The organism is Pseudidiomarina andamanensis, assembly GCF_009734345.1.
GTDB classification, from domain to species: Bacteria; Pseudomonadota; Gammaproteobacteria; order Enterobacterales; family Alteromonadaceae; genus Pseudidiomarina; species Pseudidiomarina andamanensis.
In genome coordinates, this window is record NZ_CP032551.1 from 1,999,646 (window position 1) to 2,016,567 (window position 16,922).

The following is a 16,922-nucleotide window of genomic DNA, read 5'->3' on the forward strand; positions in this document are numbered from 1 at the left end:
GAAGGGGCGGCAATAACCGCCCCCTTAAGTGCTGAACCCTAACGGCTCAGATCCTTAATTTTTTGTTTCGAAAACCAAGGATAGAGCACGGGTAAGATAACCAGTGTTAGCAATGTCGCAGACACCAAACCGCCAACAATGACGGTGGCCAATGGACGCTGAATTTCAGCGCCTGCGCCGGTTGCAAACAGCATGGGAATGAGTCCTAACGCTGAGGTTATTGCCGTCATTAATACCGGGCGTAGTCGAGACCATGCGCCATCAAACACGGCATCATTAACTGCATGCCCATCGGTTATTCTCTGGTTTATACTTTCGACCAGAACCACACCGTTTAGTACCGCCACACCAAACAGTGTGATGAAACCCACGGCGCTGGGCACCGATAAGTACTGTCCTGACACATAGAGTGCCACAATACCACCGATGACTGCCAACGGTACATTCACCAAAATCAACATGGCTTGACCCATGGTGCCGAAAGCAAAATAAAGCAGCAGGGCGATGAGTGCCAGCGATATGGGAACGACAATGGACAAGCGCTCCTGTGCTCGTTGTTGACTTTCGAACTGGCCACCAATGTCGACTGAGTAACCGGTTGGTAAATCCACCTTCTCGTCAATCGCCTTCCTAATATCGGCAACCACGCTGCCCATGTCACGACCCTGAACGTTCGATTGAATTACAACGCGACGCTGTACATCATCACGACGGATTTGCGGTGGTCCTGATTCAATTGCAACGTTGGCGACTTCGCCTAAGGTTACCCAGGCCCCCGAGGGAGTTAACAAGCGTAACGAGCGAATAGACTCCGGCGTATCGCGGAATTGCTTGGCCAACCGCACGTAAATATCATAGCGCTCATTACCGCGAATGATCTGGCCTGCCGAAGCGCCACCCAAGCCATTGTCGACAACGCTAAGTACATCGGAGACATTTAAGCCGTAGCGTGAGAGTTGTTGGCGTTTCGGCGAAACCACCAGTTGTGCTTCACCTTTTATTTGCTCCATCGCTACTGCAACGGCCCCGTCAACCTGCTTGACGGCACTTTCTATTTCCTGGCCTTTACGGGCCAACACGTCAAGCTCGGGTCCAAATAGTTTGATGGCTAGCTGCGATTTTACACCTGAGAGCAGTTCATCAACCCGTGTTGCAATAGGTTGTGAAAAATTAAACAACAAGCCTGGGTGATCATCTAGTTTTGCCTCCATTTTTTCTTGTAAGGCGTAGCGATCCGATGCTGTTGTCCATTCAGACTGCGGCTTAAGACCCACATATATCTCGATGTTGCTGATAGGCTCTGGATCGCCGCCCACTTCGGCTCGTCCAATGCGACTGAGTGCGTAGGTGGTTTCCGGGAACGACATCAGGATTTTTTCAAGCTTCGGAGCCACCTCTAAGGCCGTTTCAAGGTTAGAGGAGGGGGCTAATGTCACGCGAATATTAATCGTGCCTTCTTCCAGTTCGGGCGCAAACTCTGTGCCGAGACGAGGCACTAACACCAAAGCGCCGACAAACAGCACACCGGCCAGGGCAATAACAGCCTTTTTACTGCGTAACGCCACCGATAATAGTCTTTTATAACCATTATCTAGTGGTTTAAGCAGCTTATTTTCACGAGGCTTAATACCCCGACTGAAAAAGTAACTGGCTAATGCCGGTACAACCATGATGGCCACAAAAACCGCGGAGATAATGGCCAGCATAATACTGATAGCCATGGGCTCAAATAATTTAGCTTCAACACCCTGAAAACTAAACAGTGGCATAAAGACCACCAAGATAATCATGGCGGCAAAGAATACCGGTCGTGCCACTTCGTTAGCCGCTTCCTTAACTCGCAGCTTGATACCATGACTATCGAGTTTGGCTGCCTGAGGATCCGGGTCGCGGTGCTCTGTGCGTTGCTCGGCGTCGTCTTGGTGTTCACTATCCGGACGACTTAAGTGCTTAAAGATATTTTCAACCATCACCACGGAGCCGTCGACCAGCATACCAATGGCAACAGCAATCCCGCCCAGCGACATCAGGTTAGCCGACATGCCCATCGCGGACATTACCATCAGGGCAATGGCGATAGAAACGGGAATGGACAGTAACACTAAAAAAGTAGCGCGTATGTTGAGCAAAAACAGTGCTAATACTGCGATAATAAACACAAAGGCAATGAGCAGTGAATACGCGACCGTAGATACGGCTTTTTGTATTAAATCGGCCTGATCATAATACGGCTCAAAGGTAACACCCTCGGGTAATGCTTGCTGAATAAGCGGAATGCGCTTTTTAATACCGTCGATGGTGGCTTTGGTATTCGAGCCCATGCGTTTGAGCACAATACCCGACACCACTTCGCCCAACTGGTTGACCTCGCCGTCGACTTTACGCGACATTGAGACCGCCCCCTGGCGAATTTCACTGCCGATTTCGACGTCGGCAACCTGTCCCAGTGTTACGGAAACGCCGTCAACGGTTTTGAGCGGTATTTGTCGTATTTGTTGCAGGCCTTTTTTACCGCTATCCAACCAGCCGGTGCCGCGAATAACCAACTGCTCCTGACCGCGGGGCATATACCAACCACCAACGTTACCGTTATTCTTGTTGACCGCGCCCATGACGTCTTGCTGGGTAAGGTCGTAAGACAGCAGCTTGGCGGGATTGAGGTTAACCTGATATTGCTTAACTTCACCGCCAAAGGACAAGACTTCGGTAATTCCCTCAACGGGCATCAGTAGCAGTTTAACCACATAGTCGTTAAGACTGCGTAGCTCCATGCTACTGACACCAGAGCCCGGCTCGGCAAGTAGCAGATACTGATAAACCTGGCCGAGACCGGAAGAGTTAGGGCCCATTTCGGGCGTGCCGACTCCCTCTGGAATCAACTCCTTTGCCGCTTGCAGCCGCTCGAATACCAGTTGCCGGGCAAAGTAGATATCGACACTCTCGTCAAATACCACGGTAATGCCCGATAAACCTGTTTTTGAGATTGACCGAACTTCTTTGACGTCGGGCAGGGCATACATCACCGACTCTATCGGATAGGTAATAAGCTGCTCGACTTCGGTCGCTGCTAATCCTGGTGCTTCCGTATTTACCGTTACCTGAACGTTGGTAACATCGGGAAAGGCATCCAGATTAAGTTTGGGAATAATAAAAAATGACGCAATGCTGATGCTGAATAAAGCCAATACCAATAACAGGCGATTGGCGACAGCAAACTGAATAATGCGCTGAAACATACAACCTCCTGTTAGTGGTTATGTGGGTCAAAACCGCCTTTAGCGATTTGTGAGCGAACGAAAAACGCGCCGTTGTCTACGTATTTTGTGCCTTCGTTAACGCCTCGAATAACTTTCCACGGACCCTTTTCATCAACCAATTCGACTTTCTTCGGTTCAAACTTTCCGGGTTCGTGCTCAATGAATATCTGCCAGTCACCATCAGATGCCCGCATTAAGGCTGAGTCCTTAACTGCAAGCACCGGTCCATCCGACTTAACTGAGAAATAAACATCCGCAAATAAACCAGGGTGTAATTGGTCCTTTTCGTTATTTACCGCAAGTCGTACCGTTCGGGTGCGGGTTTTATGGTCTATTGTGTGGCCTTCCTGAATGACTTTTGCCGCAAAGCGCTGATTGTCGACACTCACTGTAACAGGATCACCAAACTGCACACTAAGGTCAGCTGAGCCTGGTAGACGAGCATTAACCCACAAGGTTTCTTCTTGCAGCACTTCAACCAAGTGATTACCGGCATTAACTTGCTGGCCTTGCTTGAAGTTATCGCTAACCACAATCCCGCCAATTTCTGAGGTCAGTTGGTATTCGCCGATAGGGTAGTTAGCTTTACTTAAACGCTTAATGTCGCTGGCTGACATACCAAATGCTTTGAGTTGCGCTTGCGCTGAGGTAAAGGCGTTTTTCGCTTCAACAAAGCGTTTTTCACCAACCGTTGACTCACCGAGTGACTGCACGCGTTGCCATTCGTTAAGTGTGACCAAATACTGACTTTGCGCCTCCGCCATGGTGGCGCTGAAGAGGGTGGCTAGTGGTTCACCTTTTTCGACGTGGTCGCCAATACTGACAAAACGTTTGAGAACGGTCGAATCGATGCGCGGACTCACGATATAGCTATTAAAGTCGTTAGCAACCACCTCGCCCGGAGCATAAACCGGGTATTCAATAACTTGAGTTTGCAAGGTTCGCGTGGTGATATCCGCCATGGACAGCTGCTTGCTGGATAGCTCCACGCCTGCACTTTCCTTATGTTCACCTTGCTCGTGTTTGCCTTTTTCTTTGTGGGTATCTTCTTTTTCGTCGTGTCCGTGTTCATCCTGCGCCATAACCGAAAAGCTCAGCGCAAGTGCTATTGCTGCGTATAAAGGTTTTACTGACATCGTTTACTCTCCAATCTCTGCGTTTGTTGGCTGGCTTAACGGCGATAACGTCAGTGCTTTACTGAGTTCGCCCGAACGGTACAACCATTCAATGGCGGCCAACCGATATTGTGTTTGCAGCGCTATCCCTGCAAATTGGCTATCGAGCTGCTGTTGCACAGCGGTGAGGTAGTCTGTGGTGGATAGGTCACCGGCGAGCCAGGACTGCTCAATCACCTGCATCGACTCATCCTGCCGAGATTGAAAGTCTCTTTGCCAGCTTTGCCACTGTTTTTTCACAAAACGATAATTGTTAAGAGACGATTTCAGTGCTGCTTGCCATTGTTGCCTTAGTGCAATCAAACGTTTTTCTTCAGCAACAGCTTCGCTATTGGCTGCGCGCACCGCATCGCTGTAGTTATTGCGAACCTGTAGTGGAATGCTGAATGATAAGCCAATTACTGTTTCGTTATCGCTCTCGCCCGCTTCGACGCCTACGGTTGGGTTGGCGGTGGTTAACGAGCGTTTCCAGTCGACATCGGCGCGCTTTAATTGCCATTGCAGGTAAGCGGCTTTTAACGCTGGATGTTGTTGCCAACGAGCCGTTAACGCAGGTTCAACGTTAAATAGCTCCTCATTAATGGAGAGTTGACCGACATCAATCGTGGTTAGCAGAGCGTTTAACTCTGCTTCAGCGGATTGCAGCTGTTGATAAGCCGCTGCCGTTTGTTGCAGTTGCCGACTTAGTGCGAGTACCGTCAGTTGTTCGTCGACGGCACCTAAGTCACCGGCTTTACGTCGTTCGGCAACCAAGCTTATCGCCTGTTTAACGATTTTCTCTTGTTGCTCGGCCAGTGCGGAACGCTGTTTTGCATCCAGCCATTGCACATAGGCATTCAACAGAGTTTTAGCATGCGATGTCGCCGACTGGCGATAAATACTCACTGCCATAGCCGTCATGGCGTCACTCTGACTGGCTCGTGCTTCATTGCGAGTGCTCCAGTCCAGCGTTTGGCTTAGGCCAACAGTGTAATTATTGATGTCACCCTCGCGCTCTAAGCGTGACGATAAGCTAGGGTTGTACAAAGGCTGATTTAATTGTTTGCCCTGTTGGATCAGCGCTTCAGCCTGCTGTTGAGCGGCTTCAACACTGGGGTGTTGCTGCACAGTTTTTTGCCATTGCTCGGGCAACTGTTGTGCATTGGCGTAGCTTGAACTTATTGCCAGACTTACGGCAATAAACAAGCGTTTGCTATGTGTCGAAAACGGACCCATAGATAGACTCCTCAGTCATATTACTGCGTAAAATAATGATTTTTTTGCGCTGCTATAGCAGCTTATTAGGCAGTTATGAGGAGATGGGAGGCCGGAACAGCGGAGATGATAGAGGGTTAGTGTAAAACTCAGTATACCCAGGACGTATTGTGCCCATTCGTGGTAACGCGAGAGTTTTTTCAGTCTTCATGGCATATAAATGAAATGAGCCATGGCAGTGACAGCAGTGATGGCAGTCAAAGCTGATTTCTCCACTTTTAGGGAGATTGCGCTTATCGATGTGGGATTCGTCATGCTCAAAATTGAGGTGTTGCTCAGAAGAGGACTGGTGAGATTGATGCACATCAGCAACCGCCTGACTGATTTGAGTCAGAACAGCAACAAGCACCAGTATTAAAAATCCGAGTCTAAGCATCATTACCTACAGTTCTAAATAAGCAGCTTAACGGTACACTAATTAAAAATAGTTCTCAACTAGTGGCGATTCACACAAATACTTCTGCTGTATACCTATGCACGAATCAAGAGCTTCAGGTAGAAGCGCGAGAAGAAGGTTTTGATTTTATATTTGGTACCGATGTGGCAAATAATGAATTGAGTTTTTTATTCGAGTCAAAATTCGAGCCTTACCAAGAATATTCAAGGACAGACATTAAAGGAATTGATCTCGTCCTAAAACTCGGTGACTCATTTATTCGAGCCTTGGAAGTTAAGCTTACAGTTATTCCGGACAATACCACTGCAAACGACAGAGAGTCTGACTGGGGTACCGAGTTGGTGATTAGACCTGCAAGTACTTCTTACGCCGCGCTAGGTATTTTTGATTCGATAAAACCATTTAGAGCGAGACTAAAGGAAATCTTAGAGCCTACCTGTTCGACAATTCAACATTGGGATAATACTGTTGAAATGTTGAGTAAAAGGGAGGAAATCATTGGGTGTTTAAATAAAATATTTACAGAGTTTAAAGACTACCAAAAACCTTTTTTATTACATCCAATATGGAAGACATTGGGTAAGTCACCGATTATTGATAAGGGTAATGCATATGATATTTTTGTTTGGAGCGACTTTGCTATTTGCCGTACCTTTATTGATTGCGCATCAAGAGAGCGAGATGTGGGGAAAGTTACAAGGCTTTATAGATCAACGCTAAGGCTTGCAAGGATTCTTTACGAACTAACACAAACAGATAAGGTAAATATTCATAATATTTATACTCAAATGGCTTTCAACCTGCAGACTGACAAAGAATTTGCTCTGAATGGTAAAATGACTCGTAGATTTATGAATCATCCTCGACGTTATAATCCAATTATGAAATTATCTAGCATCACAAATGTGATTATGAATGGCGGGCACAAAGAGTTAAGTCCAGAACGTCGTTTTGATCAAAGCTTGTATTATACAGCACAGGAATTATTTAAAGACGATGCTTAAAATTGAATATTGTTGTTTATGCTTAAGAGAAAACGACAGAATTTGCTTCCTAAATCGATTAAGAGCAAGAATGTTGTGCGAAGGTCATGAAACTTGGAGGCAAAACCTTAACAAGTCACAATTTTGGCACAGAATCGGCACAAAAGCCTCAAAGTTAGTACTTGCTATCAATGTCAGGCTATAGAATTATGGCGCACCCGACAGGAGTCGAACCTGTGACCTCTGCCTCCGGAGGGCAGCGCTCTATCCAGCTGAGCTACGGGTGCGCATTGATTCACTAAGGAATCGGAAAGAGCCGGCATTATAGTGATCTCAGCAGATGCTGTCTAGCGCGCATCCCCCATTTATGCGGTTAGCAGCTAAGGTCAGTAAGCGCGATAGCTTTGATGCCGTTATCCCATAAACCGAGGTAGAGCATTGTTTCGGAGGCCCTTGGCACAAGCATCAAGCTTTTTACTCCGCCGCGACTGGTTTCATCTGACAAGTCATTTTCAACCCACGTTTCGCCGTTATCGGTACTGCACTCAACTATCAACGGTTGTTCAGCTGAAAGTTTGTCGTATTGCGCGGTATACAGCGTGCCGTCGTCGGCTAATACAACGTCCCAGTAAAATGTATGATCAACGTCGCCCATTGGGGTTTGCCATTGTTTGCCGCTGTCGGTACTCAACACAATGCCGCCTTCACCACTGAATAGCACAGTGGATGGCGTTAGCGGATGGACTAGGCCACCAATGAAAGTGGCTGGCGCAGGTAATAGTTCATGCCATTCTTGTACGGTACCGCTGCTCCGGTCGTAGCGTACCAAATAGCCATTCTCGACCGCACCTTGGCCACCAAACCAAACTTGTTGTCTTGGGCTATCGACATAAAGTAGGCGCAGTCCTGTGGCGAATCCGTCCCACTCGCCGTGCAGCAGTGTCCAGTTGGTAGCGGTCACGTCAGTCACGGCGAGCGATGTACTGCCTACTGCGTATAGTTGGTCGGTACCGGTGTCGTACGCTAAGTTGCGTATGGCGTCGTGAAATTCGCCACCAAAGTTGTGATCAATTTGCGTCCAGGTTTCGCCTGCATCTTGGCTGTGATAGAGCGGAGATGGTGCTGAATCATCGGCAATATCGTCGCGCTCAAATGCAGCCACGTAATAGCTCGGAGCAATAATGGCGACCCCTTTAACAGCCGTGTTGGTTGGGGAACGCAATTGCCACTGGGCATCAGGATGAGCTCGCCAATATAGCCCCGAGGTTGTGCCAGCGAGCTGCGATTCACCGTCTTGCGCCAAAAACTCAACGGTAACTTGATTGGCAAAGATAGTCTCCAGTTTTCCTGTAATCGGCGGAGTATCGGGTTTTTCATCAGTCGAGTCACCGCCGCAACCGGCGAGCACAAAACTGACGGCCAAAAGTAGACTTAATCGTAATTGTGTTGTCATCGTCCTTGTCCTTTTCAATTAGGATTATAGGCTAGACGTTCTAATTCTAAATTATGAAAATCGAAGCTAAAATCGGTAAACGGCGCAACGGCTTCCATTTGGGCACCGGTGACCTCATTCGAGCGGTTCACATTAAAATCAATATAGGCATCGGCTTCTAACAATGGCTCGTCCCAGCGCACTACAAAAGTATCGCCGTTGTAGTGCTCTAGTGTTCCTTTCAGCATTGGCGTGTGGGTAAAGTTAATGCGTAACTTCTTGTCCGCCATGCCAATATCCACCGCGCCGTACCATGCATCGTGGTAGCTGCCTACGTAACGCGTCAACGGCAACGCTTTGCGTACAACATCAAGCGTTGGCATTTTAAATTCGGCTTTGGCGTCCATAAACTCCCGGTATTTCTCACTTTCTTCCGCCACCCAATCACGATCTGTTAGCTCTAATAAATCTTCCAGCGCTTCTTGAGTGATAGCGGTTAATGCACCGAAGGCTTGTTGATTGCTCATCACGGTAATGGCGAAGTTGCGCTCGGGAATGATGGTTGTGAGTGAGAGCATGCCTAAAATGCCACCGCTATGGTAAACGTGCTTCACGCCATGCTCGTTTTTCACGAACCAACCAAGGCCGTAGCCACGGTAATGGGTGCCGTTCTCTGCAGCGCTAGCGCTTACCGACAGTGGCGTCACAACCTGCCACATGGCACGTTGCGAATCCGCACTGAATACTGATGAACCTGAAGAATTTGAACCTTGAGCGACCTGCGCTAGAAGCCATTTTGCGAAGTCATTGGCGTTGCTTGCCATAGCGCCTGCTGCTGCAAAATCTTCCAGATAATCCAGCGGGAAGCGGTGTAAGTCGTCATTCATTTCAATGGTGCCGACGGCGACATTAGAAACGTCTGACGGAATATTCGAATAACCAAGTACGGTGTCAGTCATGCCCAACGGTTCAAGTAGCGTTTCTCGCACATAATCGTTATATGACATGCCACTTGCGCGTGCGATCACTTCACCGGCGGTAACAAACATTAAGTTGTTGTAGGCGAACCGCTCACGCAGCCCAGAAGCAAACGGTACGTGGGCAAGCCCAGCCAGAATGTCGGCGGTGGATTTGTCAGTATTTGGCCAAATCATTAAATCGCCAGCACCGAGGCCTAAGCCAGAGCGATGGCTCAACAAGTCACGAATGGTCAGTTCGGCTGTAATGGCAGGGTCTGACAAACGAAATTCAGGAATGTGCTGAATGACTTTGTCGTCCCAATGAAGTTTCTTTTGCTCGACTAATGTGGCAAGCGCCGCTGCCGTGAATGCTTTGGTATGTGAGGCCACGCCGAATAGGGTGTCCGCAGTTACCGGTTCGCCGTTACCAATATCACGCACCCCGAAGCCTTCGGCCAAAATCACTTCACCATCTTTCACCGCAACCACAGCGAGCCCAGGAATATTAAATGCGCTCAACGCTTCTTCAGCGGTTGCACGAATTTCATCGGCAGATTGCCCAAACGCTGGCGCGGTTGAAAAGAGCAATACACCGAACACGAAACTGGCTAAGTGTTTGAGAGATAACGTCATGATGGTGTCCTAATTTGGGTTATTTTGCTGTCAATCAATCTAACCCTATCGGCACCATTTCGCAAACCACACTCAAGCGGTTTACCACCTACAACAATACCGCTCGAATAATCAAGCCGACGAGGGTGATGGTGATCACCCCGGCGGCCCATATGCCGATAAACCATAACCAGCGCTGCCAAGTTGGTTTAGTCATGGTAGCCACTATCTTCTTTCACTTTGCCGCGGAATACCCAGTACGTGTAGCCGGTATAAGCAAATATAATCGGCAGCAAAATGACCGCGCCAACTAACAAGAACGCCAAGCTATTATCTGGTGCCGCAGCTTCCCAGAGGGTGATTTGAAATGGGATTAAATAAGGGAAAATACTTACGGCAAACCCAATAAAGGCAATCAGGAATACACCAAGCGCCCATAAATAAGGGCGGCCTTCTTGTTGTTTGGTGAGTGAGTTGAGCAATCCGCCGCCAATGACAGCCAAGGCAAACGGCACCAACCACAGCCCAGCTGAGCCAGGCCAAGAAAGCCAGCGTTCTGCCACGTTTTCAAATGACGACACCAAATAAATACTCACGCCAGCAATGGCAAGAATTAATAAGATGGCACTGTTACGACCGTAGTTATAGGCACGCGCTTGTAATGGGCCGTCGGTTTTCATCACTAACCAAGTTGCGCCCAACAGCGCGTATCCCACACAAACCGCAATGCCCGCAAAGAGAGTGAACGGGCTAAGCCAATCAAACCAGCCGCCCGCATAGGCGCGGTCGGTTACCGCAATACCTTGCAACATAGCGCCGAGCATGATGCCTTGGCTTAACGCCGCCACCATAGAGCCGAGCATGAAGGCGCGATCCCACCAATGTTTGTTGGCTTTACTCTTAAAGCGGAACTCAAATGCTACGCCGCGGAATATCAGCCCCAATAACATCGCAATCACAGGCATGTAGAGCGCTGGCATTAATACCGAATAGGCTAAAGGGAAGACGGCAAGCAAACCACCACCGCCAAGCACCAACCAGGTTTCATTGCCATCCCAAACGGGGGCAACGCTGTTGACCATGCGGTCACGATATCTTTCTTCTCGTATCCATGGAAACAAAATTCCCATACCTAAATCGAAGCCATCGAGTGCGACATAGGCGAACACAGCAATAGCAATAAGAGCAGCCCAAATGAGTGCATAATCCATGGCTTAGTCCTCCTCGTGATACAGGCGCTCGGCGGCCATTGGCACGCGCGCGTATTCGGGAATATCGGTATGTTCAGGGCGACCTGCCATTTTCCGTATGATGTACACTGTGCCTGCGCCGAACACTAAAAAATACACCACAATAAAGGCAATTAAGCTGGCACCAACACCAACGGCATCAATGGGTGAAGCCGCATCACTCGTGCGTAGCAAACCATAAATCACCCAAGGCTGACGACCAACTTCGGTCACAATCCATCCTGCGATCACTGCGACGAATCCAAGTGGTCCCATCAATAGAGCGGCACGATGAATGGTGCGCGATTCATAAAGTTGGTTGCGTAGTCGTAAATACCCCGACCATAAGCCAATAAGCACCATCAGCACGCCAATGCCAACCATGATTCGAAACGACCAAAATACAATTGGAACTGGGGGCCATTCGTCGCGTGGAAAAGCGTCTAAACCAGTCACCGTGGCATCAATGTCGTGCTTCAATATCAAGCTGGCGAGACCGGGGATCTTAATCGCGTAATCCACTTCAGCGGTTTCTTCGTTTGGCAAGCCAAATAAATACAGCGGCGCTTGAGCCTCAGACTTGAAGTGACCTTCCATGGCTGCAACTTTCGCTGGCTGATGTTCTTGAGTGTTTAAACCGTGTAGATCACCAACAAAGACTTGTAATGGGGCAACAATCAGCGCCATCCACATTGCCATGGAGAACATTTTACGCGCCGCTTGTGAGCTCTTGTCTTTTAACAAATGCCAAGCGCCGACAGCGCCCACCACAAACGCAGTGGTTAAGTAAGCAGCTAGTAACATGTGCGCGAGTCGATACGGAAACGACGGATTAAATATCGCTTCAAGCCAGCTCGTTACAACGTACTGACCTTGTTCATTCATGGTGAAACCGGCAGGCGTTTGCATCCAGCTATTGACCGATAAAATCCAGAAGGCACTGATAGCGGTACCCACTGCAACCATCAGCGTCGCAAAGTAGTGTAAGCGCTCACCAACCTTGTTCATCCCGAATAACATGACGCCCAGGAATCCCGCTTCTAAGAAAAAGGCGGTTAGAACTTCATAGCCCATCAGCGGGCCAATAACTGGGCCAGCTTTATCGGAAAACACCGACCAGTTGGTTCCGAACTGATAGCTCATCACAATACCGGAGACCACACCCATACCAAATGCGACAGCAAAGATTTTCAGCCAGTAACGATAAAGCTTTTGGTACACTGGATTGCGAGTTTTTAGAAATAAGCCTTCAAGTACTGCCAAATAGCTGGCTAAACCAATGGTGAAGGCAGGGAAGATAATGTGAAAGGCAATGGTGAATGCGAATTGAAACCGAGCAAGCAATACCGCATCTGCCTGTGAGAACCAACTTTCGAACATCGTTCACCTCGTGGGTAGTATGTACCTTAGTCGAGATGAGTATAGGCGCTATTTTAGTGTGTTACGAACAATTAGCCTCCTGTAAGCAAGACAATAACTAATCATGCCCATACAAAATGTATGGCAAGGCGAGAACACGAGTATTTAACATGTATGTGACCCTTTTTGTTGCCGCATTATTATCCGCCACACTATTGCCTGGCTCATCGGAAGTTTTGCTGGCGACGCTACAAACGCAAGGTTATGCGGTGGGTTCGTTATGGTTAGTGGCAACGCTTGGCAATACGTTGGGTTCATGCGTGAACTACGCGCTCGGCCGTTATGCATTGCATTGGCAACATCACCGTTGGTTTCCGGTATCACCGACGCAATTAGAGAAAGGGCAGGCGTGGTTCGGGCGCTATGGGAAATGGAGTTTGCTACTAGCTTGGTTGCCTGTGGTTGGTGATCCTATCACCCTATTTGCGGGTATCATGCGGCTTCACCTCGGCGTATTTCTTATTCTCACTGCCATCGGTAAAGCCGCACGTTATGCGGTTATTCTTGGACTATTGCTCAGTATCAGCTGATGCGGTATAAGCCTTTGCAATGTCTGCTAGACGCGCATCAATGGTGGCGCGATCGAGCCATTGCCCCGCAACCATTACCCCTGCATTTTTAGCTAGCGTATCTGGTGTGATTAGTGGGTTCTCATTGAGCAAGATGAAATCTGCGCGTTGACCTTCAGCAATCGCTCCGAATTTATCTTTGCTCGCAAAATATTCACCCGCCGCAACCGTCGCGCTGTGTAATATGCCGGCTGTCGGAATGCCAGCGTCACGCAACATGCGAATTTCATGCATGGCTGAGAATCCTGGAACACTGAACAATTGCGGAGCGTCGGTACCAAAAATCATGGGTACACCACCGTCATATAACGCTTTGATGAGGCGCTGGCGGTTTTGCTGCTGCACCATGGCATTGTCTTGATTGAAGTAACCCAGCGTTGGCTCGGTTAGATAACTAAACCAACCGTCACGAACTTGCTGTGGTACATATTTAATTTCTGGATACGTCTTTAAAGCCTCTTTATCCGCCGCGCCGATAATGGTTGCCCACAGTGCTTGAGTTGGCACCACCGCGACGTTGTGGCGCAGTGAGAGGGCTACTAAATAATCGATCTCATATTTTGATGCGGCTCGATTGGTTGCATCAATAGCTTCAAGATAACCGTCAAGGTGGTCAATTGTGCGTTGACCAGCTTTTAAGGCTTCTTCTAAACCCACATCAGTCGGCACATGACCACCGAATTCCATGTTCGCATCACGCGCCGTTTTTGCCATGGCTTGGTATTCGGCCAGCGTTAATCCTGGATGCACTTTGAGTAAATCCCAGCCTTCATCGCGTTGATCAATGACGCGCTGTGTTGCCTGCTTTGGTGATTCAATGCTATTGCCGTTGAAGCTAGGGCCCGCTAAATAAAGTGTTGGGCCAATACGTTTGCCGTCGGCAATATCTTGTTTTAATTGCAGTTGATGCGGGTAACCGAGCATGCCGCGAACGGTCGTTACACCGTTGGCAACATACATAAACAGCACATCATCAAGGTAGCGGTCCGGATATTGACCGAAGCCACTCGCTGGCGGCACATGCCCATGCATTTCTGCTAAGCCGGCGAGCAAATACTTCCCCGTACCGTCAATATGTTGGTAATTTTCTGGCACCGACAAGCTTGCGGTATCACCAACGGCGGTAATACGGTCGCCTTCAACCAGAATCGTTTGATTGTTGCGCACCGAACCATCTGTGCGAGTCAGTTCAACAACATTGACCCCGTGAACGGCATAACCACTTGGCTTAACTGCTTGCGGAGCCAATTCTGCCTGAGGTTGGCAGGCACTAACGCCGGCTAACAACAGCAGTGTGAAAGCACGAATAATGTAACGTTGCATACGAGGTTACCTTTTCTTAAGAAAGTAGAATGTAGTGTAGTCAAAACCTGTCAATGCGCAGGCGTTGTTTATCGCATGAACAAATAAGCTAATCGGATTTATACTCGCATCCGCGCCAAAATGCTTTAGTCTGAACTCAATAAATTCAATAGAACAACGATAAAGGATCAACCATGCGACAATTTATAATTCCTATGGTGCTGGGTTTATCAGCATTAACCACGCAACTAATGGTTGCGCCAGCAACCGCGCAAGAAGCCGCAAAAACCCTTCAAGCGGAAGATATTTTTGCGTTGGAGTGGGCGAATGATGTGCAGATTTCGCCAAACGGCCGCTACGTGGTATACGTGCGCCACGGCTTTGACATCATGAAGGACAACACCAAGCGCGCGCTATGGTTGGTGGATACCGAAACTGGTTCGCATACGCCACTGTTTGATGATCAGCATTCCTACAGTAATCCAAGCTGGTCTCCAGATGGTTCAAAATTAGCGTTTAGCTCAAATCGAGATGGTCGCAATCAGATTCATGTGTATTACATGGCAACAAAAACCTCAAGCGCGATTACTGAAGTTACCGAAAGCCCCCGTCAATTTTCATGGTCTCCAGATAGCAAGCACTTGGCATTCTTGATGAACGTTGCAGCCGAGAAAACCGAATACGCAAAAGCGGTTAAAAAACCGAAAGCGCCAAAAGGTGCGAAGTGGGCGAAGCCACCAGTCATTGTGGAGCGCACGTACTATCAACGTGACGGTGCCGGTGTACTTCCTGATACCTATAGTCAAATTTTCGTGGTGCCAAGTGATGGCGGTTCAGCGCGTCAACTAACCAGCGGTGATTTTAGTCACAACGGGCCGTTAGCTTGGGTAGATGGCGGTAAAGCACTTGTCTTTAGTGCCAATCGTAACGACGACTGGGAATACCAAGTCAACGAATCTGATTTGTGGAAAGTTGCCGTGCAAGATGGCGCTTTGACCCAAGTGACCGATATGCCAGGACGTGAATGGTCGCCAGTCACTTCACCAAATGGTGAGCAACTGGCATTTTTGCATCGTGGCAATGAAGCCATTCCATATCACAATGCTAAGTTGCGGATTATGGATCTTGACGATAACGACCAGCGTGAACTGCTCAGCGACTTTGATCGCTCAGTTGATAGCCCGCAGTGGATCAGCAATGACCGCTTAGCCATTCAATATGCCGATCGTGGTCGTTACAAGCTCGCTGAAGTTCGTTTTAATGGCAACAGAAATGAGTGGGTGGATGACGTTGGTGGTGTTTCGGTCAGTCGTCCATACATGAGCGGGATGTTCTCTGTTGCCGCAGGTGGTGACAAAATTGCCTACACGCGCGGTTCAAGCTATCGCCCAGCAGATGTCGCGGTGTTTGATATTCCACGTCGCGGCGCGGCCAAACCACAAAGCTTTACGGCGTTGAACGACGATGTACTCGGCCATCGCAAGCTGGGTAAAGTGAATGAGTTCACCTACAACTCAAGTTATGACGATACTGAAATTCATGGTTGGTACATCACGCCACCAGACTACGATCCGAATAAAAAATATCCGCTGTTGTTAGAAATTCATGGCGGTCCACACTTAGCTTACAGCCCGATGTTTGCTGCCGAGCAACAACGCTATGCTGCAGAAGGCTATATTGTGTTCTACAACAACTACCGTGGCAGCACGTCGTACGGTGCAGAGCATGCACTGAAGCTCGACGGATTTTATTCATCAGAGCGCGATCACGCAGACCATATGTCAGGCATTGATGTGTTAATTGATAAGGGCATGGTTGATCCAAATAACCTGTTTATTGCCGGTGGTTCAGCAGGTGGTATCGCAACTGCTTATGCGGTTGGCTTGACGGATCGTTTCAATGCTGCAGCGGCAACGAACCCGGTGATTAACTGGATTAGTAAGACGCTGACCGCAGATAGTTACTTAGGCCAAATCACCAATCAGTTTCCAGCAATGCCGTGGGAAGACTACGCGCACTATTGGAAGCGTTCGCCGCTATCTATGGTGGGTAAAGTCAATACGCCAGTGATGCTGTTTAGTGGTGAAAATGATCGTCGCGTACCGATGTCTGAAATTGAGCAGTTCTATCAAGCATTGCAGTTACGCAAAGTAGATACCGCGATGGTACGTGTTCCGGATGCATCGCACGGGGTAACCGCGCGTCCATCAAACATGATTGCGAAAATTGAGCACACGCTGGCGTGGTTTAAGCTTTATCACAAGAAATAAACTTCACAGTAACGTGTGAACATCATGGTTGCGACATTGTATTTTTTGATATGATGTCGCAACT

General features: G+C 48.5%; 13 protein-coding genes and 1 tRNA gene. 4 read left to right on the forward strand and 10 right to left on the reverse strand.

Annotated features, from left to right (window positions below; translation table 11 throughout):
* Window positions 1-38: 38 nt before the first annotated feature.
* The 3 genes from D3795_RS09525 to D3795_RS09535 are packed head-to-tail and all read right to left on the reverse strand — an operon-like array spanning window position 39 to window position 5,647.
* Window positions 39-3,236, reverse strand: coding sequence for an efflux RND transporter permease subunit (locus D3795_RS09525; RefSeq protein WP_092857842.1), 3,198 nt, complete (start codon window positions 3,234-3,236; stop codon window positions 39-41).
* Between the two features lie 11 nt (window positions 3,237-3,247).
* A complete protein-coding gene (locus tag D3795_RS09530; protein WP_156268244.1) occupies window positions 3,248-4,393 on the reverse strand; it encodes an efflux RND transporter periplasmic adaptor subunit in 1,146 nt (381 codons plus the stop codon).
* Window positions 4,394-4,396: 3 nt separating this feature from the next.
* Window positions 4,397-5,647, reverse strand: a complete 1,251-nt coding sequence (locus tag D3795_RS09535; protein ID WP_156268246.1) for a TolC family protein — start codon at window positions 5,645-5,647, stop codon at window positions 4,397-4,399.
* A gap of 211 nt (window positions 5,648-5,858) precedes the next feature.
* Between D3795_RS09535 and D3795_RS09540 the strand changes: the two genes are divergently transcribed.
* Both D3795_RS09540 and D3795_RS09545 read left to right on the forward strand, forming a co-directional pair.
* Complete coding sequence (locus tag D3795_RS09540; protein ID WP_034733748.1) at window positions 5,859-6,044, forward strand: hypothetical protein; 186 nt, start codon at window positions 5,859-5,861, stop codon at window positions 6,042-6,044.
* An 80-nt stretch (window positions 6,045-6,124) separates the two neighbouring features.
* Window positions 6,125-7,087 carry a HindVP family restriction endonuclease gene (locus D3795_RS09545; RefSeq protein WP_157980884.1) on the forward strand — a complete coding sequence of 321 codons (963 nt, stop codon included), beginning with the start codon at window positions 6,125-6,127 and terminating at the stop codon, window positions 7,085-7,087.
* A 189-nt stretch (window positions 7,088-7,276) separates the two neighbouring features.
* Here D3795_RS09545 and D3795_RS09550 read toward each other — a convergent pair.
* From D3795_RS09550 to D3795_RS09575, 6 genes are all read right to left on the reverse strand, one after another.
* Window positions 7,277-7,353, reverse strand: a tRNA-Arg gene (locus tag D3795_RS09550).
* A gap of 86 nt (window positions 7,354-7,439) precedes the next feature.
* On the reverse strand, window positions 7,440-8,519 hold the full coding sequence (locus D3795_RS09555) for a beta propeller repeat protein (protein WP_156268248.1): 1,080 nt from the start codon (window positions 8,517-8,519) through the stop codon (window positions 7,440-7,442).
* A gap of 14 nt (window positions 8,520-8,533) precedes the next feature.
* Window positions 8,534-10,090 (reverse strand): serine hydrolase, encoded by a 1,557-nt coding sequence (locus tag D3795_RS09560; RefSeq protein WP_156268250.1) that lies wholly within the window; start codon window positions 10,088-10,090, stop codon window positions 8,534-8,536.
* Between the two features lie 88 nt (window positions 10,091-10,178).
* On the reverse strand, window positions 10,179-10,286 hold the full coding sequence (locus D3795_RS09565; protein WP_156268252.1) for a DUF2474 family protein: 108 nt from the start codon (window positions 10,284-10,286) through the stop codon (window positions 10,179-10,181).
* Window positions 10,279-11,280: a cytochrome d ubiquinol oxidase subunit II gene (gene cydB, locus D3795_RS09570; RefSeq protein WP_156268254.1), complete on the reverse strand. Its 1,002-nt coding sequence runs from the start codon at window positions 11,278-11,280 to the stop codon at window positions 10,279-10,281. The genes D3795_RS09565 and cydB overlap by 8 nt, the downstream gene beginning before the upstream one ends.
* Before the next feature lie 3 nt (window positions 11,281-11,283).
* On the reverse strand, window positions 11,284-12,678 hold the full coding sequence (locus D3795_RS09575) for a cytochrome ubiquinol oxidase subunit I (protein WP_156268256.1): 1,395 nt from the start codon (window positions 12,676-12,678) through the stop codon (window positions 11,284-11,286).
* Between the two features lie 149 nt (window positions 12,679-12,827).
* Here D3795_RS09575 and D3795_RS09580 point away from each other — a divergent pair, with 149 nt between their 5' ends.
* Window positions 12,828-13,247: a YqaA family protein gene (locus tag D3795_RS09580; protein ID WP_156268258.1), complete on the forward strand. Its 420-nt coding sequence runs from the start codon at window positions 12,828-12,830 to the stop codon at window positions 13,245-13,247.
* On the opposite strand, the gene D3795_RS09585 is transcribed toward D3795_RS09580, so the two are convergent.
* Window positions 13,227-14,609: an amidohydrolase family protein gene (locus D3795_RS09585; protein ID WP_156268260.1), complete on the reverse strand. Its 1,383-nt coding sequence runs from the start codon at window positions 14,607-14,609 to the stop codon at window positions 13,227-13,229. The genes D3795_RS09580 and D3795_RS09585 overlap by 21 nt on opposite strands.
* A 173-nt stretch (window positions 14,610-14,782) precedes the next feature.
* On the opposite strand from D3795_RS09585, the gene D3795_RS09590 reads away from it, so the two are divergent.
* A complete protein-coding gene (locus tag D3795_RS09590) occupies window positions 14,783-16,858 on the forward strand; it encodes a S9 family peptidase (protein ID WP_310942420.1) in 2,076 nt (691 codons plus the stop codon).
* Window positions 16,859-16,922 lie beyond the last annotated feature (64 nt).

Excerpts from the sequence above, each read along its gene's own strand:
- D3795_RS09525 (WP_092857842.1), bottom strand. The coding sequence starts at position 3,236 with ATGTTTCAGCGCATTATTCAGTTTGCTGTCGCCAATCGCCTGTTATTG.
- D3795_RS09530 (WP_156268244.1), bottom strand. The coding sequence starts at position 4,393 with ATGTCAGTAAAACCTTTATACGCAGCAATAGCACTTGCGCTGAGCTTT.
- D3795_RS09535 (WP_156268246.1), bottom strand. The coding sequence starts at position 5,647 with ATGGGTCCGTTTTCGACACATAGCAAACGCTTGTTTATTGCCGTAAGT.
- D3795_RS09540 (WP_034733748.1), top strand. The coding sequence starts at position 5,859 with ATGGCAGTGACAGCAGTGATGGCAGTCAAAGCTGATTTCTCCACTTTT.
- D3795_RS09555 (WP_156268248.1), bottom strand. The coding sequence starts at position 8,519 with ATGACAACACAATTACGATTAAGTCTACTTTTGGCCGTCAGTTTTGTG.
- D3795_RS09560 (WP_156268250.1), bottom strand. The coding sequence starts at position 10,090 with ATGACGTTATCTCTCAAACACTTAGCCAGTTTCGTGTTCGGTGTATTG.
- D3795_RS09565 (WP_156268252.1), bottom strand. The coding sequence starts at position 10,286 with ATGACTAAACCAACTTGGCAGCGCTGGTTATGGTTTATCGGCATATGG.
- cydB (WP_156268254.1), bottom strand. The coding sequence starts at position 11,280 with ATGGATTATGCACTCATTTGGGCTGCTCTTATTGCTATTGCTGTGTTC.
- D3795_RS09575 (WP_156268256.1), bottom strand. The coding sequence starts at position 12,678 with ATGTTCGAAAGTTGGTTCTCACAGGCAGATGCGGTATTGCTTGCTCGG.
- D3795_RS09580 (WP_156268258.1), top strand. The coding sequence starts at position 12,828 with ATGTATGTGACCCTTTTTGTTGCCGCATTATTATCCGCCACACTATTG.
- D3795_RS09585 (WP_156268260.1), bottom strand. The coding sequence starts at position 14,609 with ATGCAACGTTACATTATTCGTGCTTTCACACTGCTGTTGTTAGCCGGC.
- D3795_RS09590 (WP_310942420.1), top strand. The coding sequence starts at position 14,783 with ATGCGACAATTTATAATTCCTATGGTGCTGGGTTTATCAGCATTAACC.